26 protein-coding genes are annotated in these 24341 nt (G+C 27.4%); 22 read left to right on the forward strand and 4 right to left on the reverse strand.

What is annotated here, in order from left to right:
• Positions 1-13: 13 nt before the first annotated feature.
• Positions 14-712 carry a 50S ribosomal protein L1 gene (rplA, locus tag ACJHWB_RS01240; RefSeq protein WP_483132723.1) on the reverse strand — a complete coding sequence of 233 codons (699 nt, stop codon included), beginning with the start codon at positions 710-712 and terminating at the stop codon, positions 14-16.
• Entirely contained in the window at positions 712-1158 is a 447-nt protein-coding gene (gene rplK, locus ACJHWB_RS01245; protein ID WP_022934961.1) for a 50S ribosomal protein L11, read from the reverse strand. The genes rplA and rplK overlap by 1 nt, the downstream gene beginning before the upstream one ends.
• A gap of 175 nt (positions 1159-1333) precedes the next feature.
• Here rplK and asnS point away from each other — a divergent pair, with 175 nt between their 5' ends.
• From asnS to ACJHWB_RS01350, 21 genes are all read left to right on the forward strand, one after another.
• Positions 1334-2677 (forward strand): asparagine--tRNA ligase, encoded by a 1344-nt coding sequence (asnS, locus tag ACJHWB_RS01250; RefSeq protein WP_483132696.1) that lies wholly within the window; start codon positions 1334-1336, stop codon positions 2675-2677.
• Positions 2677-3327: an RDD family protein gene (locus tag ACJHWB_RS01255; protein WP_483132697.1), complete on the forward strand. Its 651-nt coding sequence runs from the start codon at positions 2677-2679 to the stop codon at positions 3325-3327. The genes asnS and ACJHWB_RS01255 overlap by 1 nt, the downstream gene beginning before the upstream one ends.
• The gene (locus ACJHWB_RS01260) at positions 3328-5637 is read left to right on the forward strand and encodes an ATP-dependent helicase (protein ID WP_483132698.1); all 2310 of its coding nucleotides are present in this window, start codon (positions 3328-3330) and stop codon (positions 5635-5637) included.
• Entirely contained in the window at positions 5637-7031 is a 1395-nt protein-coding gene (locus tag ACJHWB_RS01265; RefSeq protein WP_483132699.1) for a hypothetical protein, read from the forward strand. Before ACJHWB_RS01260 ends, ACJHWB_RS01265 begins: the two co-directional genes overlap by 1 nt.
• Before the next feature lie 87 nt (positions 7032-7118).
• Positions 7119-7772 (forward strand): Holliday junction branch migration protein RuvA, encoded by a 654-nt coding sequence (gene ruvA, locus ACJHWB_RS01270; protein WP_483132700.1) that lies wholly within the window; start codon positions 7119-7121, stop codon positions 7770-7772.
• Positions 7750-8709 (forward strand): Holliday junction branch migration DNA helicase RuvB, encoded by a 960-nt coding sequence (gene ruvB / locus ACJHWB_RS01275; protein ID WP_483132701.1) that lies wholly within the window; start codon positions 7750-7752, stop codon positions 8707-8709. The genes ruvA and ruvB overlap by 23 nt, the downstream gene beginning before the upstream one ends.
• A gap of 43 nt (positions 8710-8752) precedes the next feature.
• Positions 8753-9397, forward strand: coding sequence for a hypothetical protein (locus tag ACJHWB_RS01280; protein ID WP_483132702.1), 645 nt, complete (start codon positions 8753-8755; stop codon positions 9395-9397).
• A gap of 159 nt (positions 9398-9556) precedes the next feature.
• Positions 9557-9820 carry a 30S ribosomal protein S16 gene (gene rpsP / locus ACJHWB_RS01285; RefSeq protein WP_483132703.1) on the forward strand — a complete coding sequence of 88 codons (264 nt, stop codon included), beginning with the start codon at positions 9557-9559 and terminating at the stop codon, positions 9818-9820.
• A gap of 6 nt (positions 9821-9826) precedes the next feature.
• Positions 9827-10513 carry a tRNA (guanosine(37)-N1)-methyltransferase TrmD gene (gene trmD, locus ACJHWB_RS01290; protein WP_483132704.1) on the forward strand — a complete coding sequence of 229 codons (687 nt, stop codon included), beginning with the start codon at positions 9827-9829 and terminating at the stop codon, positions 10511-10513.
• Positions 10503-10856, forward strand: coding sequence for a 50S ribosomal protein L19 (gene rplS / locus ACJHWB_RS01295; RefSeq protein WP_483132705.1), 354 nt, complete (start codon positions 10503-10505; stop codon positions 10854-10856). Before trmD ends, rplS begins: the two co-directional genes overlap by 11 nt.
• A 14-nt stretch (positions 10857-10870) precedes the next feature.
• Entirely contained in the window at positions 10871-12757 is a 1887-nt protein-coding gene (topA, locus tag ACJHWB_RS01300) for a type I DNA topoisomerase (RefSeq protein ID WP_483132706.1), read from the forward strand.
• Positions 12758-12766: 9 nt separating this feature from the next.
• Complete coding sequence (locus ACJHWB_RS01305) at positions 12767-13459, forward strand: MHJ_0274 family protein (protein WP_483132707.1); 693 nt, start codon at positions 12767-12769, stop codon at positions 13457-13459.
• Positions 13447-14040 (forward strand): CDP-diacylglycerol--glycerol-3-phosphate 3-phosphatidyltransferase, encoded by a 594-nt coding sequence (gene pgsA / locus ACJHWB_RS01310; protein ID WP_483132708.1) that lies wholly within the window; start codon positions 13447-13449, stop codon positions 14038-14040. Before ACJHWB_RS01305 ends, pgsA begins: the two co-directional genes overlap by 13 nt.
• Positions 14041-14108: 68 nt before the next feature.
• Entirely contained in the window at positions 14109-15428 is a 1320-nt protein-coding gene (locus tag ACJHWB_RS01315) for a hypothetical protein (RefSeq protein WP_483132709.1), read from the forward strand.
• Positions 15429-15595: 167 nt separating this feature from the next.
• On the forward strand, positions 15596-16258 hold the full coding sequence (locus ACJHWB_RS01320) for a hypothetical protein (RefSeq protein ID WP_483132710.1): 663 nt from the start codon (positions 15596-15598) through the stop codon (positions 16256-16258).
• Complete coding sequence (locus ACJHWB_RS01325; RefSeq protein ID WP_483132711.1) at positions 16252-16416, forward strand: hypothetical protein; 165 nt, start codon at positions 16252-16254, stop codon at positions 16414-16416. The genes ACJHWB_RS01320 and ACJHWB_RS01325 overlap by 7 nt, the downstream gene beginning before the upstream one ends.
• Positions 16417-16586: 170 nt before the next feature.
• Entirely contained in the window at positions 16587-16721 is a 135-nt protein-coding gene (locus tag ACJHWB_RS01330) for a hypothetical protein (protein ID WP_483132712.1), read from the forward strand.
• A gap of 98 nt (positions 16722-16819) precedes the next feature.
• Positions 16820-18160 carry an ABC transporter ATP-binding protein gene (locus tag ACJHWB_RS01335; protein ID WP_483132713.1) on the forward strand — a complete coding sequence of 447 codons (1341 nt, stop codon included), beginning with the start codon at positions 16820-16822 and terminating at the stop codon, positions 18158-18160.
• Entirely contained in the window at positions 18153-19001 is an 849-nt protein-coding gene (locus ACJHWB_RS01340; RefSeq protein WP_483132714.1) for an ABC transporter permease, read from the forward strand. The genes ACJHWB_RS01335 and ACJHWB_RS01340 overlap by 8 nt, the downstream gene beginning before the upstream one ends.
• A 13-nt stretch (positions 19002-19014) precedes the next feature.
• Positions 19015-19839 carry an ABC transporter permease gene (locus ACJHWB_RS01345; protein ID WP_483132724.1) on the forward strand — a complete coding sequence of 275 codons (825 nt, stop codon included), beginning with the start codon at positions 19015-19017 and terminating at the stop codon, positions 19837-19839.
• Positions 19824-21560, forward strand: a complete 1737-nt coding sequence (locus ACJHWB_RS01350; RefSeq protein ID WP_483132715.1) for a type 2 periplasmic-binding domain-containing protein — start codon at positions 19824-19826, stop codon at positions 21558-21560. Before ACJHWB_RS01345 ends, ACJHWB_RS01350 begins: the two co-directional genes overlap by 16 nt.
• Positions 21561-21862: 302 nt before the next feature.
• Here the strand turns inward: ACJHWB_RS01350 and ACJHWB_RS01355 are convergent, their stop codons facing one another.
• Both ACJHWB_RS01355 and metK read right to left on the reverse strand, forming a co-directional pair.
• Positions 21863-22465, reverse strand: a complete 603-nt coding sequence (locus ACJHWB_RS01355; RefSeq protein ID WP_483132716.1) for a hypothetical protein — start codon at positions 22463-22465, stop codon at positions 21863-21865.
• Between the two features lie 286 nt (positions 22466-22751).
• A complete protein-coding gene (gene metK / locus ACJHWB_RS01360) occupies positions 22752-23906 on the reverse strand; it encodes a methionine adenosyltransferase (RefSeq protein WP_483132717.1) in 1155 nt (384 codons plus the stop codon).
• Between the two features lie 142 nt (positions 23907-24048).
• Here metK and ACJHWB_RS01365 point away from each other — a divergent pair.
• On the forward strand, positions 24049-24341 hold a 293-nt coding region (locus tag ACJHWB_RS01365), incomplete at its 3' end, for a hypothetical protein (RefSeq protein ID WP_483132718.1).

The raw sequence follows: 24341 nt of genomic DNA on the forward strand, positions 1-24341 counted from the left end.
ATATATTCGAATATTAAAGATTATCAAATTTAATTTTAATAGAAGGTCCCATTGAAGCAGAAACAGTAAGGTTTTTGAAGTAAGCACCTTTAACTGTGGATGGTTTTAATTTACGTAATAATTGAATTAAAGTTTGTGCATTTTCAACTAATTGATTTACATCCATATAAGTTTTACCTACTAATGAGTGCACAATTCCATATTTATCAGCACGGTAGTTTGCTTTACCTTTTTTAAGTTCAGCAACTGCTTTTTCAGGAGTAGGAGTAACTGTTCCTGTTTTAGGGTTTGGCATTAAACCTTTAGGCCCAAGTTTTTTACCATATTTACCTAATAGAGGCATGAATTTAGGTTCAACAACTAAGACATCGAAATTAAAATTATCAACTTTTAGATTTTCTTCTAATTCTCCTGGTGTGTAAACTAAATCAGCTCCAGCTTCTTTAACTTTGTTAGTAGTTTCTTGTGAATCTGAAACAACTAAAACACGAATATTTTTACCAGTACCATGTGGTAATAAAATACTTCCACGAAGTTGTTGTTCAGTTTTTCTAGTGTCTAAATTTAATTTAACAGCTAAATCAACTGATCCATCAAATTTAGTATATGAAGTTTTTTTAACAAGATCCATAGCTTCTTCTAGTGAGTAAAAGCGATCTTTTTCAACTAAGGCGCGAGCGTTTGCAAGTTTTTTACTAATTTTTTTCATTATTATTTAGCTCCTTGTTGTTTAATAAATTCTTCAATACCTTCAACTTCAACACCCATTTGTTTTGCAGTTCCATAGATAGTTAAAATTGCTTTATTTACATCTTTGGTGTTTAGGTCCACTAATTTGTATTCAGCAATTTCTCTAAGTTGATCTAAAGTGATTTTTGCTACTTTGTTTTTAGTTTCTTTAGAACCTGATTCAATTTTAGCAGCTTGTTTAATTTTGTAAGAAGCAGGTGAAGTAAATAATTGGAAGTCAAAACTTTTGTCTTTGTAAACAGTAATTTTTACTGGAACTGGTTCACTTCCTCTATTTTTAGTTTCATCATTAAATTTTTTAGTAAACTCAGGCATTACAATTCCTAAACCAGCAAGAGCTGGTCCGGGTTTCGCTTGCCCTGCATTGAATTGCAATTTAGCGATTCTAACAATTTCTTTTTTTGCCATTTCGAGCATCCTTTCGATAAATAAAAAATCTCTTAGTGGTTTTAACGGCTTGGCCTTCCACTGTTAATGAGTAAGTTAATTATAATATAAAAAATTTTTTTTCCAAGTTTTTGGTCTGATAGTTGTGTTTATTCATTTTTATGGTAAAATTATTGATTATTTAAAGTGAGGTTTTATGTTTGTCAAAGAAGTTTTAAAACAGCCTGAAATGTTTAACGGGCAACAAGTAAAATTTAAAGGTTGAGTGTCTAATGTACGTGGAAACGCTAAAGTTAAATTTATTGAAATTAATGATGGTTCCACTGTTTTAAATTTACAGTGTGTTTTAAAAAATGATAATTATGACCTTGCATCTATAGAAAATTTAGGACTTGGTTCAAGTGTTGAAATCACTGGATTGTTTATTTCAACACCTGATAAGCAACAAAAAGCTGAAGTTTCTGTTGAAAAAATTGAAATTTTATCTTTGGTTAAGTTAGATGAGTATCCAATTCAAAACAAAGAAATTAGTGTTGAAGTTTTGAGACAAATGCCACATTTACGCCATAGAACAAGATTATTCAAGTCTATTATGATATTGCGTTCAGCACTTTTTTTTGAAATTAATAATTTCTTTCAAAGTGAAGGTTTTATTAACTTTTCTGCACCTATTTTGACATCAAATGATGGTGAAGGAGCGGGTGAAACTTTTATTGTTGATGATGAAAAAGGTGGTTTTTTTAACAAAAAAACTACTTTAGGTGTTACAGGGCAATTACATGCTGAATCCTATGCTCTTGGTTTTCAAAAAGTTTATACTTTTGCACCTACTTTTAGAGCCGAAAAATCAAATACAAAAAAACACGCTGCTGAATTTTGAATGGTTGAACCAGAAGTTGCGTTTTTTGATTTAAATGACATTATTAATTTAGGTGAAAAAATGCTCAAAACTTCTATTGTCAATGTTATTTCTAAACATAGTAATGAATTTGATTTTTTAGAAAAATACACTGGAATTAATTTGCGTAAACGTTTGATTGACTTTTCAAAAAATCAAATTGAAAAAGTTAATTATGAAGACGCTTTAAAAATTTTGAGAGAGCACAAAGATCAGTTTGAAAATCAAGATTTAGAGTTTGGAGCAGATTTAAAAACTGAACATGAAAGATTTTTGGCTGAGCAAGTTTTTAAAGCACCTGTTGCAATTACAAATTATCCAAAAGATATTAAGGCTTTTTATATGCACCAAAATGATGATGGTAGAACAGTTGCAGCCTTTGATCTTTTAGTCCCAGGAATTGGGGAATTAATTGGGGGTTCACAACGTGAAGTTCGTTATGAAAAACTAGAACAAAGAATTAATGAACTTGGAATGAATCAAGAAGACTTGCAATGATACTTAGACTTGCGTAAGTTCGGAAATGCTGGTTCAGCTGGTTTTGGTCTTGGATTTGAAAGACTAGTTATGTATGTAACTGGAATTGATAACATTCGTGATGTTATTCCTTACCCTAGAACTAACAAAAATGTTTTAATGTAATGAAAAAAGTTGCAGGTTTTTGAATTAGATTTATTTCGGGGTTTGTAGATATTGTAATTATTGCAGGCATATCTTTTATATTTGCTTACTTTTTGTTTTGAAATCAAAATTTTGCAGCTTGAAAATATTATTTATGAGGATTGCTAACTATTGCTGAAGTTTTATTCCTTAGGTTGGTGTTTCCTTTTTTCACAAATCAAAGTTTGGCTCAAAAACTTTTGAAAATTGAAATAAATTTTGAAATAAAAATAATAAATTCAAAACAATTAATAAAACAAATAATACTACGTGAATTATTAATTAGCTTAAATTGACTTATTGTTTTTTTTATTTCAATATTGATGATTTATCCAAATTTTGCACAAAAATTAAATACTAATTTTGGACAATTTTATTTATCTAATCAAAATTTACCATTAGATAAAAGGATTATTTTGTCTATTGTTGTTTTGATGTCGAAAATAACAGGCTTTACTTTTTTAATTAATGCTATTTCTATTTTATTTAACAAAAAACATTCTAGTTTTGCTGACCGTTTGGCTAAAACTAAAATTGTTTACAAATATAAGGAATTAAGTTCATTTGAAACATTTGAAATAAAGCCAATTTTATCAAATTGACAAACAGTTGAATGAAAGGAAGAAATTTAAATGGCAAAATCTAACACTCATATTTTACAAAATTTAAATGCAGAGCAAAAATTAGCAGTTATTAGTTCTAAGCAATATTTAAGGATAGTTGCTGGTGCTGGAACAGGAAAAACTAGTGTTTTAACATCTAAAATAGCATATGCAATAAATGATGCAAAAGATGCTTATCCACAAGAAATTTTAGCATTAACATTCACTAATAAGGCGGCAGCTGAAATGCGCGAAAGACTTGCAAAATTGGTTGGTGAAAAAGCTGAAAGTGTTTGAATTTATACTTTTCATTCACTTTGCAACATTATCTTAAAATATGAAGCAAAAAATATTGCAAAAATTGATGAAATACCTTTAAAAGATAGTTCCTTCAACATTATAGATGATAATGATCAACGAAAAATTTTGAGCACAATTTATGATAAGCTAGATATTGGGGCTGATACATATCCATATGCTCATGCTTTAGATTTTATAAGTAAAAATAAAAATAAAGAGATTACCATTGAAGAAGTTTATCAAAAATCTAAAACTATTGAAACAAAAATCTATGCTCAAATTTATGATAAATACATTAATCAAACCGCTGAGTTAGGTGTTATAGATTTTGATGATCTTCAGATTTTTGTTAAATTATTATTTGAAAAAAATTCTGAAATTGCACTAAAATGACAAAAAAAATTTAAGCTTATTTTTGTTGATGAGTTTCAAGATACATCATCCATTCAATATGAAATTTTAAAATTCTTCATAAAAGATAATAACAAATTGGTAGTTGTTGGCGATCCAGATCAAACCATTTATAGTTGACGTGGAGCAGAACCTGGTTTAATTTTAAATTTAAATCAAGATTTTTCAGAATTAGAAACTATTATTTTAAATAAAAATTATCGTTCTAATCAACAAATTTTAGATGCTGCAAATGAACTTATTGCTAACAATAAAAATAGAATAGATAAAAAATTAATATCTAATAATAATGATAAAATGGAAATTAAATTTTATCATGGAGATTCGCCAATGGGTGAGGCAGAATGAGTTTGTTCTCAAATTCAAAAAATAGTTTCTGAGCAAAAAAGTAAATATTCAGATATTGCAATTCTATATCGTAATCACAACTACGTTCGTACTATTGAAGATATTTTGTTAAAAAAAGGAATTCCTTATCGAGCTTTTGGAAATATATCATTAACTGACAATAAATCTATTAAAGATGCTGTTTATTTTTTAAAAGTAATCAACAATTTTGATAACTTCGCTTTTCAACAAATATTAAATGTACCATCTAAAAAAATTGGACCAACAACATTAGAAAAATTAAATGATTTAGCAAGAGAGCATGGTCATTCATTAATTGATTTTTTTCTAAAATATTATACTAATAAAATTAAGTTAAATTCTGACAAAAAAATTCCATTAAAAATAGAAGTTCAGAAAAAAATTAGTAGTCTATTAAGTCATATTTTATGAGCTAATAAGAAAAAAAATGAAATAGAAGTTTATACTAATTCTCAAATTGATGATACTAATGTATCAACAAATATTAACGAAGCTAAAAATCAACCCAAAATTAAACAATTTTCTTCTATTTTAAAGACTTTTTTAAGTGGAATTGGTTTTTTTGAAAGTTTTAAAGATAGTAAGGAGAGTGCTGATATTGAAAAAAAATTTGTTGATTTTTATGCACAAATGGATCAATGACAAAAAAACAATTCAACAAAAACACTTAGAGATTTTATTGATGATATAGCACTTGATGGTGTAAGTGATAAAATAGAAAAAAATCAAGTTTTACTTATGACTGTTCATGCTTCAAAGGGGCTAGAGTTTGAAAGTGTATTTCTTGTTGGAATGACACAAGGAATATTTCCTTCAGTAAAAGTTCTTAAAACAAATGATGTAGATGCTTATGAAGAAGAACGAAGACTAGCTTTTGTTGCGATTACGAGAGCTAAAAATAAATTATTTATAAGCAATGCTGAAACTAAACGCTTTATCAACAATACTGATAGAAAACCTTGAGAAAAAGAAAAAAATTCACACAATTTAGGAGAAATTTCTAATTTCGTTGGTGAGATGAAATTACATGCTGAGCAAGTTTATCAATTTACGAAACTTGATATGCATGGTAAATTAAATTACCATAAAGTTAGTGCTGAAGATTATGAAGAGGGCGATAAAGTTTACCATACAACCTTTGGTGAAGGTGTTGTAATTGTTGTTGAGCACGACTCATTACAAATTAAATTTGCTAAAGATAACAAAGAGTATAGAACTATTATTAAAACTCACAAATTTTTATCTAAAGTTAATAAATAATGGCTTTTTTCTTTCTAATTATTATTGTTTTTTTCTTTTTGTTATTGTTATTCGTTTTTATTTCTTGAATAGTTTTTTTAAATTACAAAGAAAAACAAAATTCAAAGTATTATGCAATTCCAATAACATATGATAAATTAAAAAAAAGATTAAGAATTTCAAATATAGAATCTTCTAAGTTTGTTAGCAAAGTGTTTAGTAATAAAAATTTTTCAGAATGTATGTGAGTTTCGGAAGAAGATTTTTTGGCTATGTTAAAAAAATCTTCTTCTATTAAGTTGGCAATTTTATTACAAAATTGAAATAAAAACAAAACTAATATTTATTTAAAAACAAAACTTTTTGCTAAAAAAGAATTTGAAATTTTATTTTCAAATGACCCACACAAAAGTTTTGTTTTAATACCTATACAAAAAACATATAAGCTTACTAATTTTTTAATAAAAAAAAGTAATTTTGAAGTTGATAATAAGATTAACATTTTGAATACTAAATATGAATTTTTATTTTTATTTTATTTAAATTCAAATTTATCTAACTTTCAAATTCAAGAATTTTTCTTATCTTTTAATTCTTTGTTTTTAAAAAAAATTAAAGGTATTAAGTTTAAAATTTCACATATTAATCAGATAATAATTGTAAATTATGCATTCAAGACTTCGCTAGATGCAAAAATGAAAATAGAACAGACAATTAAGTTTTTTAAAACACGTTCAAAAATATTTAGACATTGAGCAATTGTAGATATTAGTAATTATAAGGAAAATATTGCAGATATTGTTTCCATTTGTTTAGAAAGAGCTTCATCTAATAATGGTTTTTATTTATTTAAACATTCCGATTTAAAAGAATTAGACATTGATAGTCATAAAAAAATAAATTTTGAACGCGTATCTAAACAAATATGAAAATCTAATTCTAATATTAATTTAAAGCTAATTAATTTGAATATTTTTAATAATGAAAAAATTGAGCAAATTATAAATTTTTTCAAGAGTTCTCATAGACTGATTCATCAAGGTAAAATTTATTATATAAATAAAAAAATTCTTGAAGAAATTTTAAAAGAAAATTTAGATACAAATGATATTGACTTTTTTTTAAATGATCTTACAGATTCTGAATTAGTATTTTTTTCTAAAAAAATCAAATTTTCATATTCTGCTACTTTGGATGATAGATTATTTTTTGTATTAACTTTATATAAACCAAAATACCTTTTTATAAATTCTTCTTTAGATATAAAAGATCAAAGTAGTGAACATACTATATTTAGTTTTTTAACAGATTATTTGTCTAAAGAAAAAATTAACTTAGTTTTACCACCCAATTTAAAAATTAATAAAGATAATTTTGATCATTTTTTGAACATTTACACATGAGAAAATGAGTAAAAATACCTATTTTTTCCTATTTTTGTCTTTTTTTTGAAAAAAAATTAAAAAAAACTATATTTTAGGTGAATATACAAAAGGAGTCAAATGCAGATTTATAAAATAGGTAAAATAGTTTCTAAAAATAAAAATTATTTAATTCTTGAACAAGGTAGCAATGGTTTTTTGATATATGTGCCTTTCATAGAGCGATTTAACAAAGATGAAACTCGCAAAATTTATGTTTATGAGTACGAAAATGATTATTCCAAAATAACATATGGTTTTGAAAATTTTAAGGAGCGTATTTTGTTTGAGGATTTAATATCAATTCAGGGAATAGGCCCCAAAACAGCAATTTCTGCTTTAAATCATGGTTGGACTAAGATTATCGATTATATAATTTTGGGTCAATGAAAAAATATTGCTAAAATTCAATATGTAAGTGAAAAAAATGCCAAACAAGTTGTTTTTGAATTTCAAAAAAAATATGCCAAAATGGCAGAAACTACAAAAACAATTCAAAATAATGGTGATTCCAATAAACTGCCAACAGATGAAGAAATTATTGAACAAATTTTTCAGAAAACTAATTTAGAACAAAAAATTGCAGTTGAGCTTGAAAACACACTTAAAACTCTTGGTTTTCAAAAAAAGCAAATTAATTATGCGTTGGCAAATGTAGAACCTTCGGAAAATTTTGAGCATTTAATAGAACAAGCTATTAAAATAATTTCAAATGCAAGAGAATTTAGAAATTAGACCTAATAGTTTTGAAAATTTTATAGGTCAAAAAAAATTAATAGAAACACTTCGAATTTTAATTGCTTCTTCTAAAAAGAGAAACCATTCATTGGATCATATATTATTTTATGGACCACCTGGGATGGGGAAGACAACATTAGCAAATATTATTGCAAATGTTACAAATTCTAAAATAAAATATATTCAAGGTCCGCTTTTAGAGAAAAAATCTGATGTTCTAGCTATGCTTGCGAATATTACAAAAAATAGTATTATTTTTATTGATGAAATTCATTCAATCAATAAAAATATTGAAGAATTATTGTACTCAGCTATGGAAGAGTTTGTTATTGATTTACAAATAGGTGTAGATGGTGAAAACAAAATTATGAGAATGAAACTTCCTAATTTCACTTTAATTGGGGCATCTACTAAGTTAGCTCAAATTTCAACTCCTTTACAAAATAGGTTTGGATTAATTGCAAAAATGGTAGAATATACACCAATAGAAATTATGAAAATTATTCAAAACTCTGCTAAAAAATTAGAAATAAACATTAACAATCAAGTAATAGAATATATTTCTAACTTTACAAATAAAACACCTAGAATAGCCAACAATATTTTAAAAAGGATTCGCGACTTTGCTCTTGTGTTGAATGTAAAAATAATTGATCAAAAAATTGTAGACAAAACACTAGATAGCATTGGTATTTATAAGCAAGGGTTGAATGAAACTAGTATAGAGTATCTTCGGCTTTTGTTAAATATTTTCAAGGGCAAGAGTGTGGCTTTAGATGTTGTTTGTGGTATATTAAAAGAAAATAAACAAACACTACTACATATTATAGAGCCACTATTAATTGAAAAAAACTTTTTAGAAAAAACGCCAAGAGGGCGTAAAATTACAAAAGCAGGAGTTGATTATTTAAATACAATATCTGCTAATAAATAAAATTAAAAATTACTATTAAACTAAGAAATGAAAGCTTATTTTTATGCATAAAAGAAATTTATTTAAAAAAATTGAACGTGAAATTTCTATTGAAGAAATTCTAATTAAGTCTAAACACTTTAATGACATTAATATTAACTTTAATCAAAAAAGACAAAATGATATAAAAATATTATTTAATCAGGAATATGCTGAAATATTCTGGGAAAAATTTTGTAAAATGGAAAATAGATTAAAAGCAGAATTAACTGTTTTTATTGCAAAATCCATTGACAATTTAGATGCTAATCACCCCCTAAAAAATAAACAAGAAAAATGATTGGAATTTTTAGAATATATTGTTGATCCTGAAGTGAATGGATATATTGATGTTTTTACTCATCATTTAAAACAAACTATAATTCAAAACAAGTTATCAACAAGTTATATTTGAGAAGATATAATATGCTTGAATTGAACAAACTTATTTGATATATTTATGTTTATTTTAAAATCAGATAAAGTAGATTTAAAAACTAAAATTCAATTAGTTAGAAAAATTGAACCCAAATTTGTTAAAAACAATTTGGTAGTTAGTGAAATTTTTGTAAATAAAATTGTAGATTATTTTAATTTTTTAAATAAATTAAGGAAAGCTATTATAAATAATTATTCTATTTTAGATTTCTTTACTAGTGAAAAATTATAAATTTTCTTTCATTTTTTTAAAACACTTGTCAAATTATATTGATAAGTGTTTTTATTATTTTTAAGATAAATAAAAAAACGTCAAGCAATTTTGCTTTACGAATTTTTGTGTTATAATATGAGTTTATATTTATCTATCATATTAAACAGAAAGGTCAAAATGGTAAAAATTAGACTTAAAAGAATAGGATCCAAGTTTAATCCTATTTATAAAATTATTATCGCCGATGCACGTGCACCTCGTGATGGAAGATATATCGAAGTTGTCGGGCACTACAACCCACAAAATAAAGAAATAACATTTAAAGAAGAGAGAGTTTTACACTGATTAACTTTAGGTGCACAACCTACATTAACAGTTAAAAACTTACTTACTAAAAAAGGTGTTCTAGCTCTTTTTGCATCCAAAAAAGTAAGCAAATAGTTTGAAGTGAAAATTAATTTTGTTTCTCTTTTTCCAAATTATTTTAAAAGCTTTAGTGAAGAATCAATAGTTGCTCGAGCAATTGAAAAAAAGTTAGTAGAAATTAAAACTATAGATATTCGTGATTACTCTCTGGATAAATTTAAAAGAGTAGATGACAGTGTTTATGGTGGTGGTGCTGGAATGCTTTTGCAAATTCAACCTATAGATGATGCTATTTCTAATATTGGTGGTTTGAAAATCGCTCTTTCACCTCAAGGGCAGCCGTTTAGCCAAGAACTTGCTAAAAAATTTTCTCAATATGATGAAATTACTTTAGTTTGTGGTCGATATGAAGGTTTTGATGAACGCATTATTGATCATTTAGTTGATTATGAAATTTCTATTGGTGATTATGTGCTAACAGGCGGTGAATTACCAGCTATGGTTGTTGCAGATGCTGTAATTCGTTTACTGCCAGGGGTAATTAATAAAGATTCTTTAGCTAGTGAATCTTTTTCAAATGGTTTGCTTGATTATCCACAATACAGTCGACCAAGAGTTTATAAAAACTTAGAAGTTCCACCAGTTTTATTTAATGGTAATCATGCGAATATTGAAAAATGAAGAAGAGAAAAACAAATAGAAAAAACCCAAAAAAATCGTCCTGATTTATGAGACAAATACATTCAAAAGGAAAATCATGAAAAATAAATTAATAGAAATTGTTGAATCAAGTCAATTACGTAAATTAGACCCTTTTCGTGAAGGGGACAATGTCAAAGTTTTTGTTAAAATTCGTGAAGGTAACAAAGAAAGAATTCAAATTTTTGAAGGTTTAGTTATTGCTATCAAAGGTAGCGGTTTATCAAAAAGTTTTGTTGTTTATAAAATAGCTCACAATGTTGGAGTTGAAAGAACTTTCTTGTATCACTCACCATTAGTTGATAAAATCGAAGTTGTTCGTTCAAACAAAGTGCGTCGTGCTAAACTTTACTACATGAAAGATAGAAAAGGTAAAGCTGCTCGTCTTAAAGAAATTAAGCGTAATAAATAATAACTTTAGTTTTTATGTCTAAATTAGTTATTGTTGAGTCACCTAACAAAATAAAAACTATTTCCAATTTTTTAGGTGATGAATTTGAAGTTTTAGCATCTGTAGGTCATGTTGTTAATTTAGCAACTTCAGGACCTTATGGTTTCGGAATTAACACAGAAACTTGAGAACCTATTTACAAAATAGAGTCTGACAAGCGTAAAATTGTTAAACAATTAAAGGATGCCGCTAAAAAGGCATCAACTGTTTTAATAGCAACCGATGCTGACCGTGAAGGTGAAGCGATTGGTGCATCACTTGTTGATCTTTTGGATATTAAAGAAAAATATCAAAGAATTCGTTATAATGAAATTACTGCTACAGCAATTTTGGAAGCGGTAAGAAACCCTATAACAATCAATGAAAATTTAGTTAATTCACAAAAAACCCGTCGTATGTTAGATCGTATTATAGGTTTTAGACTTTCTAAATTATTGGGATCTAAAATCAAAAATGCACCAACTAATCCATCAGCTGGTCGAGTACAATCTGTTGCTCTTAAACTCGTTATAGATCGAGAAGCAGAAATTGTATCTTTTATTCCTTACTATTATTTTATTTTAGTTGCTCAAATCGGTCAATTTGAAGCTAAGTATTTTAATAGATCTTTTTTAGAATCACCAGAGTGAATTCCGACTGAACAAATTGAGGGAATTTTATCTGATTTGTCAGATGTTGAATATTTAGAGGTTTCTAAGAAACAGATAAATAAAAAAAAGGATCCTCAAGTTAGTCCACTAAAACAAGCAACTGTATTTAAAAAGCTTTCAAATTATTCAGCTACTCGTGTTTCTGTTTCTCTCCAAAAACTTTATGAAGGTTTCGGAGACCAAGGACTCATTTCTTATCCACGTACAGATTCAACACGTTTGAGCCAAAGCTTTATTGATCTAGCTAAAATTTTTATTGAGAAAAAATACGGAATTGAATACTATAGCGAAACTATTAAAGGTTTTGCTGGTGATCAAGATGCCCATGAAGCAATTCGTCCAACTAATCTTGAACTTACACCAAATCTTGCAAAAGAAAAATATGATTTAGATGAATTGGATTTTCGAGTTTATCAACTAATTTATAACACAACTTTACAAGCATTGATGAAGCAACCTATTAGACAGATAACTCGTTATGAGTTTTTGGCAAAAGATGTTCACAATTTCTTTTTATCAGGTTCTACCATTATTTTTGATGGATACTACAAAATTTTAGATCCTGAAGAAAAACCACTTGAACTACCAATTTGATCAGAAGGCGACAAAGTAAAAGTGGATAAGTTTTCTCATAGTTCTCACCAAACTAAACCGCCAGCTCGCTATAATGATGGTTCGTTGATTGATAAATTAGATCAAATTAAAGTTGGAAGGCCATCAACTTTTGCAGTTTCAGTTAAAATTTTGCAAGATCGTCTTTATGTAGAAAAAGAAGGACGCTCATTAAAACCAACTTCTTTTGGTGAGTTAGTTTTAAAACAATTATTGCAAGTTAGTCCTGAAATTATAAATATTGATTACACAGCCAAGATAGAAGAAGACTTAGACTTAATTGCTGAAGGTTCTATTAATTACAAAGAAAATTTAACAACTTTTTGAAATAGTTTTCAAAAAACTATGGAAAAAGCCAGCGACATAGAACAAACAGTAATTCAACTAGAAAAAGTTGGTCAAAGTTGTCCAGAATGTGAAAAGGATCTAATTTATCGCAATAATAAAAAAACCGGTCAACGTTTTATAGGTTGTTCAGGTTTTCCAAATTGTCGCTATATGGCTTCAGACCCTAATGCTAAACCCGTTTATCGCAAAAAAATTACAAAAACTTCAACAGCAAATCAAGACAAAGAAACAACTAAACAAAAAGAAAAATAAAGGAATTAAATGGAAACAGATGTAAATTTAATTGTCTTAATCTCGATTTTAGCTATTGCAATTGTTGGGTTTTTGCTCTACAGTTTTATTAGTAATAAAATAAAGCGTGACAGAATTATAAAACATAAAAAAGCAATGAAAGAGTTGGAAGAACGAAGTCTTGCTGAATTTTGTGCACGTATAAATATAGTTATTAAAAACAATAAAGAGATGTTAGATAAATTTGTTGTTTCTATAGGCTTTATTAAGATGTCTGATATTAATTTGATTGCCAAATATAGTTTGGAACATTTTATAAAACATGAAAAATTTGTTGAATCTTTTGTCAACAATCCTTACAAAACAACCGATATTTTCATTGATAATCTTAGTGAATTGATTCAATCTAAGTCAAATTTATGAGATAAAAAAAATTTAAAAAACCTTGAGTATTTTAGAGATCTTCAAAGTTTTTTACAAAATTATGAAGATCCTAAAATTGTTGATTTGTATGCACAAACCCAAGAAAAATATAGTCAATTTTTTCAAAATTTAATTTCAGATTTTAGCTCTGGAAAAATTGGTATTGATAAATTCAAAAGCGAAATTATTTCGTATGATGGACAAATTGATGTTTTGGAAAAATCTACTGAAATTAAACCACTCACAAAAAAAGAACAAATTATTGAAAAACTAAAATCATTATTGATATGAAAACGATAGTTAAAAAGAATTTTGCAAATTGGTTAACTATTTTAAGAATAATTTTAATTATTCCTTTAATTATTTTTTTAATTATTTCTTATTCTTATACAGCATACACAAGTTACTCTAATTCGCGTATAAGCTTTTTTTTACTAGCTTTTTTTATTTTTTTACTAGCTTCACTTACGGATTTTTGAGATGGTTGATTTGCTCGCAAGTATAATACAGTATCAAATTTTGGAAAAATTTTTGACCCTATAGCAGATAAAATTTTAGTAACTTCGGTTTTAATTAGTTTTATAGCAATGAACATTGTTCCTTGGTACTTGGTTGTAATATTTTTCCTTCGCGATATTAGTGTGGACGGACTAAGAATTTTTGCTGCAAGCAAAAATATTGTTGTTGCAGCTTCTTTTTGAGGTAAATTAAAAACAGTTTTACAAGTAATTGCAATATCAGTATGCTTTATTTTTGCACCCTTTATTGTGAAATCTTCTTTAAATTACTGGCTAATAAACTTGCCTCTAATTTTGGCTTCCTTGGTTTCTCTATTATCAGGAATCATTTATATTAAACAAATCTTAAGCAAAATTTTTTAATAAATTTTGCTTTTTTTATAAAAAAATTAGTTAGAATGTGGCAAAAAAAGATTAAACAAAGAGGAAAGATGAAAATTAAAAAAATACTTTCAAGTTTAGGTTTGTTGCTAATTCCAGTATCAATGGTTTCTTGTTTTCCATTCAAGTCAAGCGAAAACAAACTAAAAAAAGAAGATTTAACTAAAAATAATTATGGAAATAATGAAGAACAATATACAAAATTTATGGAAGAGTTGTTTGGTTTTTTAAATAAATATGAACTAGAAAATAATTTTTCTAATAATGTTTATTGACCTAATCGCTTGATTGAAAATAGATATTGAGGCCCTTATGATGAAGATGATTATGAACCAGCAAGTTGAGAGGATTTATTTAAATTATCTAGTATCAGGGATTTTCAACTGCATATTGGAAATCCTATTATTGATAAGAAAAAAGATCTTAGCTTAAACAGTTTACAAAGATTATTTGAGATATCATTTTTAGATGGTGAAAAATTAAATGATGTTTTAAAAACAAGTGATTTATATGTATATCAATTGGTAGGCTCTCCACTTGAATATAAAGCTTTGCCAATTTATATTCAAGAACAAGGTAATGTTATTTATATAAATCATATTTGGCAAGGAGTTATTCAAGAACACTTTAAACAATCTCTTGAAGGTCATCCAGTAGATAGGGAATATCCTTACTATTGAAAAATTGTTAGAATTCCAAAAAATAAACAAGTAAAAATTAAACAAATTAATGAGTTTGAAAAAATTCAAGAAATTAAAGATGAACTTGCTTCAAAATATAACAATTCTGACAACCAATTATTTTATAATGTTTTAAAACAAAAAAAGGAAAAGGTATTTGATTTTTTTGTAAAAAACCAAACAAAAAATAAAATAATGGCAAAATCACCTTGATTTTTAAAGAAACTTGCAAGTTCATCACTAATTAGTTATGACAAGCCACTTTTAGAAAATTACACAACTCAAATCACAAATGAAAATGATTTTCAAAATTTTGCAAATAGAATCACAAATTTAAATTCAACTTTAAAATCAGAGCAAATATCTCAGGAATTTGCTCAAAGTTTTTTAAATGGACAAACCCTTGAAAGTGCTTTAAAAAACAACAACATTTTCATTTTAGAAACTTGAAAACCAATGTATTTTTCTGATTGATTGCTTGTTATAAAACAAGATAGCAAAAATATTTATTTAACTACAGCTAAGACAAGTGATTTTGAGTTTGAAGAAAATTTAAAAGATCATTTTGATTTTGACAAAGTTGGTTTGCAAGTTATTGTTGTGCCGAAAACTCAAAAAATTACTTTTAATTATAAAACTGATTTCAAACAACTTAATCAAGATTTTATAAAACAAGAAAATAATAATTAAATTAATAACAAATTTTATTGATTAAAAGTTTAAAGTGAATAAAATATATTTTTGTTTTGCTTAAAATAATTCAAATAAATATTGTATTAAGTAAATGAGAAACAATTTAAATTACATTTATTAACAATGTTTCATTAATTATAATTTATAAAACAGAAAGGTAATTTATGAGTAGTGTTGTATATGTTGTGAAAAAAACTAAACAACCAAGAGGCGGTTATTTATCACCCCGTCTATTTAAGATTGAACAAATTAATGAAGAAATAAATCGAGAAAACGAAAATGTCCATCCTAGCTTAGTGGGTTTAGCTGTTGATTATTTATTTCGATTACAACAAGATAATAACCCAACCCAAGCGTTTTCTATTTCTATAAAAGGAGCAAAGATATATGATAGCATTTTGTTTTATTTGTTTTATCAAACAAAACGGAATGGAACCAATATAACGAATCAGGAAGAATATCTTACTAAGATGGTTTTGTCAATGAAAAACGACTTAAGTGATAGTGATATTTTAAAAGCTATAGAGGCCTCAACGTACGATGTTATATTTCGAGCCGGAATTGGATTTTACCAACCATTTAAAAATTTAATTAAAAAGAATGGTCCAGTTAACCAAATTGTTATCCAAAACATAAGAACGATGGTTAAACGAATGATTGATTTTTTTCAAGGCAATGAATCCCTTGTTGAATATGGCCTTTCTTTTCCAGGAGGGTTTAAAAAGCGAATACTAGCTGGAGATTGTGACTTTTTGAGCAAAGACACACTTTGAGATTTGAAAGTTAGTAAAAAAAAATATCATCACAACACACCTTACAGTTGTTAATCTATTTTATTTTAGGGTGTCGATCAATTAATGAGAAGTTTTTTAATAATCTTAAATATCTTGGTATTTTCAACCCTTCTTTAGGGAAAGTTTACAAATATGCAATAGCAGATATTGATCCTAAACTCATTGAATTTGTTGAAGAAGAAATTCTTTAGCACACAAACAAAAACCAAAAGGAATGCGAATGTAGATGTATCATACATTTAAGCACCACTAATGGTGCTTTTTGTTGATTTAATGTACATTATAATTAGAGCAAAAAAACTTATTATTACAAAATTATACAAATATAATATATTTTTTATATATAATTATTACTTTTATTATGTTCGAAGACAAAAAATATTATCATTTTTATAAGTTTTATCAAATTTGGGCTCTTAAATACAGTGACCCATCTTTTTGTCTTGAACAAACTAGCCAAGATATTTTTGATAAATTCCCCATTGTTCTTCATTAGAGAAGAATTTTTTTTCTTCAAATATGAAGTTACCAAAATTTTTTAATAAATAATTTATTTTTTATTTGTTTTTTAATTTTTAGTATAGGAATTTATATATGACAACTAACCAAAACAATATCATCATCTCTTTAGTTGATGTTGATAAGGAATTTGGCAATAGGAAAGTTCTAGACCAAATTAACCTTGACATTAAAAAAGGAGATTTTGTAACACTTTTAGGTCCTTCTGGTTCTGGTAAAACTACTATTTTGCGTTTAATTGGTGGTTTTGAGTGAGCCACTCGTGGTGAAATCAAATTTGAAGGAATTGATATCAAGGATGTTTCCGCTAATAAACGTGAAACAGCAACTATTTTTCAAGATTATGCACTTTTTCCACACTTATCAGTGCGTGGAAACATTGAGTTTGGTCTTAAATTAAAGCGTATTGCAAAAAATAAAGCTGATATTCCTGCATCCATTTGAGAAAAATTGGAAAAATCAAAACAACAATGAATCAAAAAACGTGATCAAAAAATTGCTGAATTAACCAAATTGCAAAATGAAATAGATGCCAAATTAGAGTCTGGAAATTTAACAGAAAAGTCTAGACATAAATTGCAAGAACAACTTGATGATTCAGATTTTAGATATTCTAATTGAGAAAATTATGTTCATGCAAAAACTGAACAGTTTGAAAAGAAATATTTAACACGTAAAATTACCAAAGAAGAAATTGATGCTGAAATCAAAAATATCATTGAACTTGTTGGATTAACTGGGCATGAAAATAAAGCAATCAACCAACTATCTGGTGGTCAAAAACAACGTGTAGCCTTGGCTCGTTCACTTGTTATCGAGCCTGAAATTGTACTTTTAGATGAACCACTTTCAGCTTTAGATGCTAAAATTCGTGACAAAATGCGTGTATTTTTAAAAAATATTCAACAAAAATTAGGACTTACTTTTATTTTTGTTACTCATGATCAAGATGAGGCGCTTCAACTTTCAGATAAAATTGCAGTTATTCGTGATGGCAAAATTGCTCAATATGATGAACCTAAACAAATTTATGACTATCCAATTAATAAGTGAATAGCTAATTTTATAGGTGATTCTAACTTTTTTGATGCTAAATTTATTGATAAAAATAAAGTTGAAATTCTTGGTAAAGAACTTTATACTATTCATCAAGAATTCACACCAGGAGAAATGCTAGATGCTCTCATTCGTCCTGAAGACATTGACATTGATTTGAATTCAGGATATTTTGAAGGAACAATTGAACAAAATATTTATAAAGGTTCATACTATTGAGTCACCATTGATGTGGGTCAAAAAATTCATGTTGAAACTAATGACTATTATGATATTGGTCAAAAAGTCTTTTTAAAATGAGATGATGATGCTATTCATTTAATGAAAAAAGAAAACCTTACAAAGGAAGGAAATGATTAAAATAATCGATGTGTGGACCAAGTTCAAGTCTAATTTTAATTTAAGACTTTCGCTTGTGATTCCTTATGCTATTTTTGCTTTGATTTTTATCATTATTCCCTTAATTTTATTGCTAGTTAAGGCTGTAACACCACCAGTTGCTGATGTTAAGTTTGACAATCATATTTTAACTAAAGATAAAACAACTTGAGTTATTATTGGTCGTTCTGTTTTTATTGGTTTGGTATGTGCGCTAGTTTGTTTGGTGTTGGCTTTTCCTTATGCTTTTATTGCCGCAAATAGTAAATCTAAAGCTTTTAAAATTTATTCACTTTCATTAATTGTGTCACCACTAATTATTTTTACAATTGCTAAAGTGTTTTCTTTACGTTCATTATTTTTGGCAATTTTTGACCAAGATGAGTTGAATAACAACTATTTTTTACTAGTAGGACTAATTTTTCTTAATTTTCCTTTTATGGTTTTGCCACTTTATTCAGTGCTTCGTGATATGCCCAAAAACCTTTTAGAAGCAGCTTCTGATTTAGGTTATAACCATTTTCAATCACTTATAAAAGTTGTAATTCCTTATAGTATTAAAGCTATTTTTTCAGGAATTGCCTTGGTGTTTTTAATGGCAGCAACTTCAATTGTAATTTCGGATAAGTTGCTGCCAAATGGTTCACAAAATCAATTAATTGGAAACCTAATTAATAATTCTACAAACCCTGCCAATCCTTTCGATTTAGCACGTGTTTCTTCATTAGTGCTTGTAACCTTGTTGGTTTTTATAGGTATTTATGGTGTTCTTTATTTTGCTCCAATTGTGATTATGAAATTAAAAGGATTTAAATATGACTAAGATTAGGCCAATCATAACTAAGATTTGGGATTTTTTAATTCAAAAAGAAATTTGAAAAAAAAGCTATGTTTGACTATTACTTTTGTTTTTTTATATCCCAATTTTCACAGGTTCAGTGTTTGCTTTTAATGCACCTTCAAAAAAAGGATTTATTTCATCTACTTGAAATAAATTCTCTTTACAAGCCTTTTATGATTTAAATAATGAAGGTTTTTGAAATGCTCTTGTTAATACAATAATTATCGCTTTAGTAACTGCTTTTGTTGTTGTTAGTTTGTCACTAATTACTGTTTTTGCGCTATGGCGCCAAAAAAGTAAAACAGCTAAATTATATGTAAGTTTAACTTCTAATGTACCACTTATTAACCCAGATGTAATAACCGCCGTTGCAATGGCAATTGTTCTAACTAGTATGTTTGGTGTGCTTGCGGCAACATCTGAAGGTTTAGCTCGCGCAATTGTGTCACACATTGTTATGACTTTGCCATATGGAATTTTATTATTACACCCAAGAAGCGAAAAATTTCCACTAACTTTGTTTGAAGCAGCGCAAGATTTGGGTTATTCTAAATTGCAAGCTTGATTTTTAGTTTACCTAAAATACATGATGCCAGCTATCACATCTACTTTAGTAGTTGTTACTTTTCTATCTTTTGATGATTTTATTTTAACTAAAATCACATCTAATACTCAAACAGTTGGGACTCTTTTATATCAAGGTACTTTCAAAACATGAGCGCTATTACTTGGAACATTTATGCTCTTTTTTGTAGTAGTTGGTAATATTGTATGAATTTATCTAAAAACTAAAAAGGATAAAAAATGAACACAAAAATAAAAAAATGATTGCTTAAATCAACTATTTTTGTTGGACTTTTTACTGCTATAGGACTCGTAGCTTACTTTAAAGTTAAAGCACCATTTAAGCCTGTGGTTTATAATTATGAATCTTATATTTCAAAAACCGGAAAAGAAAGAATTAATCAAGATTTTAACTATCGCGAATTTGGAGATTTAAGTGAGTTTACTAGAGCGATTGAAGATAATCGAACAATTGCAGGTGTTGGTTCTGACTTTCAAATTGCTAGATTAGTGCAAAAAAAATTATTGCAAAAAATTAACTATGCAAAACTTTTTCCAAATTGAGATGTTGCTAGTGCTTTCAAATTACCTGATAATTACTCAAGTTTAACTCGGGAAGCTAAACAACAAATTATTGATAAAAAAAGAACAGCTTTTACAACGATGTTTCGTCCAGAAATTGTTGCTCACATTGACAAATATGACAAATATATGCACGATGACCAAGGTAAACCTATTGATGTTGATCACGACGGGATTCCTGATCATTTTTGAGAATTTTTTATTCCTTACTATACTCAAGACAAAGTTATGGCTTACACTATCGGAGACTATGAAGTCGATGGCAAAGACAAAAATGGTCATGACATTAAAATTCGCAAAAATATGCGTAAATTTATGGATCAATGAAGTCCTGAAGAAAAAAAAGAAATTCAAGAAAAAGGAATTAAATTTAATGATCAAACTTTAGCTGGCATTGGAGCCGGATTACGTCAACATGGCTATAAGTATTTTGAATGAACTGAGTCAATGTTTGACAATTTGCTTATTGGGACCGAGAAGCTAGGTAAGTATGGAACTGAAATTACTGAAAAAAATTACAAGCAAATAGTTGACGCTTTTGTTGATTATATTGGAACCATTAGTGGCCATCCTTATACTGACTTAAAGCATAATGTATTTAAAACATCAGGGCTTGAATTAGCTAATTCAGTCATCGATCCTAATTTAAGTCAAGATGTTGGCTTGTTGTACAATGGAGATGCTTTGGATGCTAATTTTTCAAAAGATAATTATGAAATTTTAGAAGAGGAAAATACAATTAGAATTATTAGACCAAAAAATAATTTAACATTATTAGATGGTTGAGTGATTTTAGCTTCTACTCCTGAAAAGACAACTAATCAACTTTACCACACTTTGTATGAAAGTATTTTTGAAGGTGAAGATAAAAGTTTGGACGAAATGTTAAAAGATACAGCTGTCGAAACTAAATACACACTAAAATTTAATGATGAAACTGAAAAGTATGAACAAACATCAGGTAAAGGATATTCATTTGATTTTTCTTCAGTTCCGAGTATGGAAAATTTTGACTATATAAATTACACACCAACTTTCAAAAAATCATATGATTTTTTTAGAAAATTTTATTTTAACGATGATGTAGCCACTGTTAAGGAAAATGAAAATGGTGATGAAATTTATTTATTATTAAATGAACATTCAAAAATAATTACAAATCCTAATGATTTAACATTTGATAAAGTTTTAGCAAATGCATCCAACCCTAAAACACTCAAATCACTTAATATGTATTTGACTCAGCAACCTGAACAAACATTACGTGGTAATTTGCCAACAAAAGACAATCAAGATGAAGGTAGATATTCATTAACTTACACATTTTTAAAACCTATTGATGAACATCTCCTTTCTTTGATTAGAACATACTATACACTAAAAACAAAAAATTAAAGATTATAAAAAAAGTGGAAATTATATTTGAAATTCCCACTTTTTTTGTGACAAATTTGTTTGTAAAAAAAGACTTTTGAAATCATTAAGAGCAAATAAAACCACAACTTTTATTTAGGTGTTATTGCCACTATTATGAAAAATAATGCTCATTGAGTTTGAGTTTTATTAAAACAAATTTTATAAGTTCCTTTTTTTTTAAAAAAAAAGGAACTTAATTTATCAATTTTAATAATTTGATTTTAAATTAAGTTTTTTAGGAAATAATTTCTATTTATAGTATTTTATATTGTGTATTGAATTTAAGAACCTAAATTAGTTAAAGAATTTATGTAATTAACATTACTTTGAAATTGTTTTTGCTCTTGAACTGCCTCTAATTTTTTGTCTAATAACTTCTTTTTCTCTTCAACATCTGTGGTTTTGGCAATTTGATTGTTTAATTTTTCCACTTTCTGTTCTAATCTCTTTGTTACTATTTGTTCAGAAGTTTTAGGACTTGCTTTTTGTTCTTGTGTCGCTGAGTTGTCCTCAACAGTGTTCTTTGGAGTTTGATTTTGTGCAGGAGCGGGTTGTTTTGGTTGTGCAGGTTGTGGTGCAGGAGTTGATTGTTTTGGAGCAATTGGTTTTTCTGGTTTTGAAGGAGTTGATTGTACAGAAATGTGTTGCTCTGGTTGTGCAGGAGCTTGTTGTTTTGGTTGTTCAGGCTGTGGTGAAGGAGTTGGTTGATTTTTATTTGTATCCTCTTGTTTTGGAGCTTCAACAGTTAATTTTTCCGCATCCTTACTTTTTTCATTATGTAAATTTTGATTGTTAGACTTGGAAACACCAATTGAAATTCCAATTACTGCTCCAATAGCTATTACGCTACCAATTCCAATTAATAATTTTTTGTTTTTTAGCATAAGATTCCTTTTGATAAATGTGTTATGTGTTTATATTATTTGTAATTAATATTTACAACTATTATTTAATTGTAAAGTGTTTATTATTTAACTATATTTATTTAGGGGTGGTTGTTTTTAAACCAATATAATAAACCCTTTTATTTTAGTTTGAGATAGCTTATCTAAATAATTATTACACAATATAATTAATTCGATGTTAAAAATGTACAAAATAAAAGATTTGAACAAAAAATAAAAATTTAAAACTATAATAAATTTTTATTATATTTAATTCTCCAACTAATTAATTTTTTAATATTTTTTTTATTTCTTCAACTTTATTCAATTCTTCTCAGGGTAATTTTAATTCTTCACGCCCATAATGTCCATAAGTTGCGGTATTTTGATAAATTGGGGTTTGCAATCTTAAATCTTTAATTACACTAGATAATTTTAAATCAAACACTTTATTAATAATTTCAATAACTTTTTCAGTTGAAATTATTAAATTTTTGGCATATGAAATTGCAATAGAAATGGGTTTGGGAATACCAATAGCATAACTCAATTGCAATTCAATTGCATCTGCAAATCCAGCAGCTACTAAATTTTTGGCGACTCATCGTGCTGCGTAAGCACCTGAACGATCAACTTTAGTGTAATCTTTCCCACTGTAAGCTCCACCACCGTGATGGCAAGCATCACCATAAGAATCAATGATAATTTTACGACCAGTTAGTCCAGTATCTCCAATAGGCCCACCAATTACAAATTTACCTGTTGGATTAATTAATACTTCAAAATCAGTGTTTAATCCATATTTGATTGCAACTTTTTTCATAATTTCTTCTTTTATAAAATTATGAAATTGCTCCTTATTATAGTTGGCTGAGTGTTGAATTGACATGAGAATTTTATTAATTTTAGGACTTGATTGACTAAAATCAATTTCTACTTGTGATTTCATATCAGCTCTTGCGTCTTGAAATTGTGGATTGTTTATCCTTTGATTTTCAGCTAGTTTTACAAGTTCATGAGCCAATGTTGGAGCTAAAGGCATATATGTTTTTGTTTCATTGCAAGCAAAACCATAAACTACTCCTTGATCACCAGCTCCTAAATCACCATTTACTTGATCAACCCCTTGCGAAATATCGGCACTTTGAGTGTTGACATTTGAAATGATTGTAAAATCATTTTCGGTATAACCGATAGCAAGCAATATTTCTCAAGCAGTTTTGACAAAATCAACATAAGCAATAGTTTTAATTTCACCACCTATGATAATTAGTCTATTGGAAGCCATAGTTTCTACAGCAACTCTAGCGTTTGGATCTTGCTCTAAAATTTTATCTAAAATTGCATCACTTATTTGATCACAAATTTTATCTGGATGTCCTTTGCCAACTGATTCAGCTACAGACAATGTTTTTTTAAATACGTTCAAGTCTTTTTGCATTTAATTCAATATTATATATTTTTTTGTTATTAATTTATTAAAAAATAAATTTTTTGTTTGGTTTTTTTTGAAAAAGTGGTGTGGAATAAATATAATTGTTGTATTTATAATTTATTTATGTATAATATAAAAAGGATATTTTATGACAAAGAAAAAAATATTTTTAATTCTTGGAGCATCTACCTTAGGCGTATCATTGGCTACAGGTTTAGGAGTTTATTATAGTAATCAAAGTCTAACTAGTGGAACTGGTAATGGAGTAGGTGTTGTCTCAACTAATGAAAAAAATGAAAAAGAACCTGGCAAGGTTCAATCTTTTGAACCATCTAAGCAAGTTGAACCAAAAAATAAAGCCGAAAATGAAGATAAATCCAAATTAGTCCAAAATCAGCCAGCACCAAATAAAGATAATAAAAATGAAACTCCTAAAACTCA

It is taken from the genome of Mesomycoplasma sp., assembly GCF_056854695.1.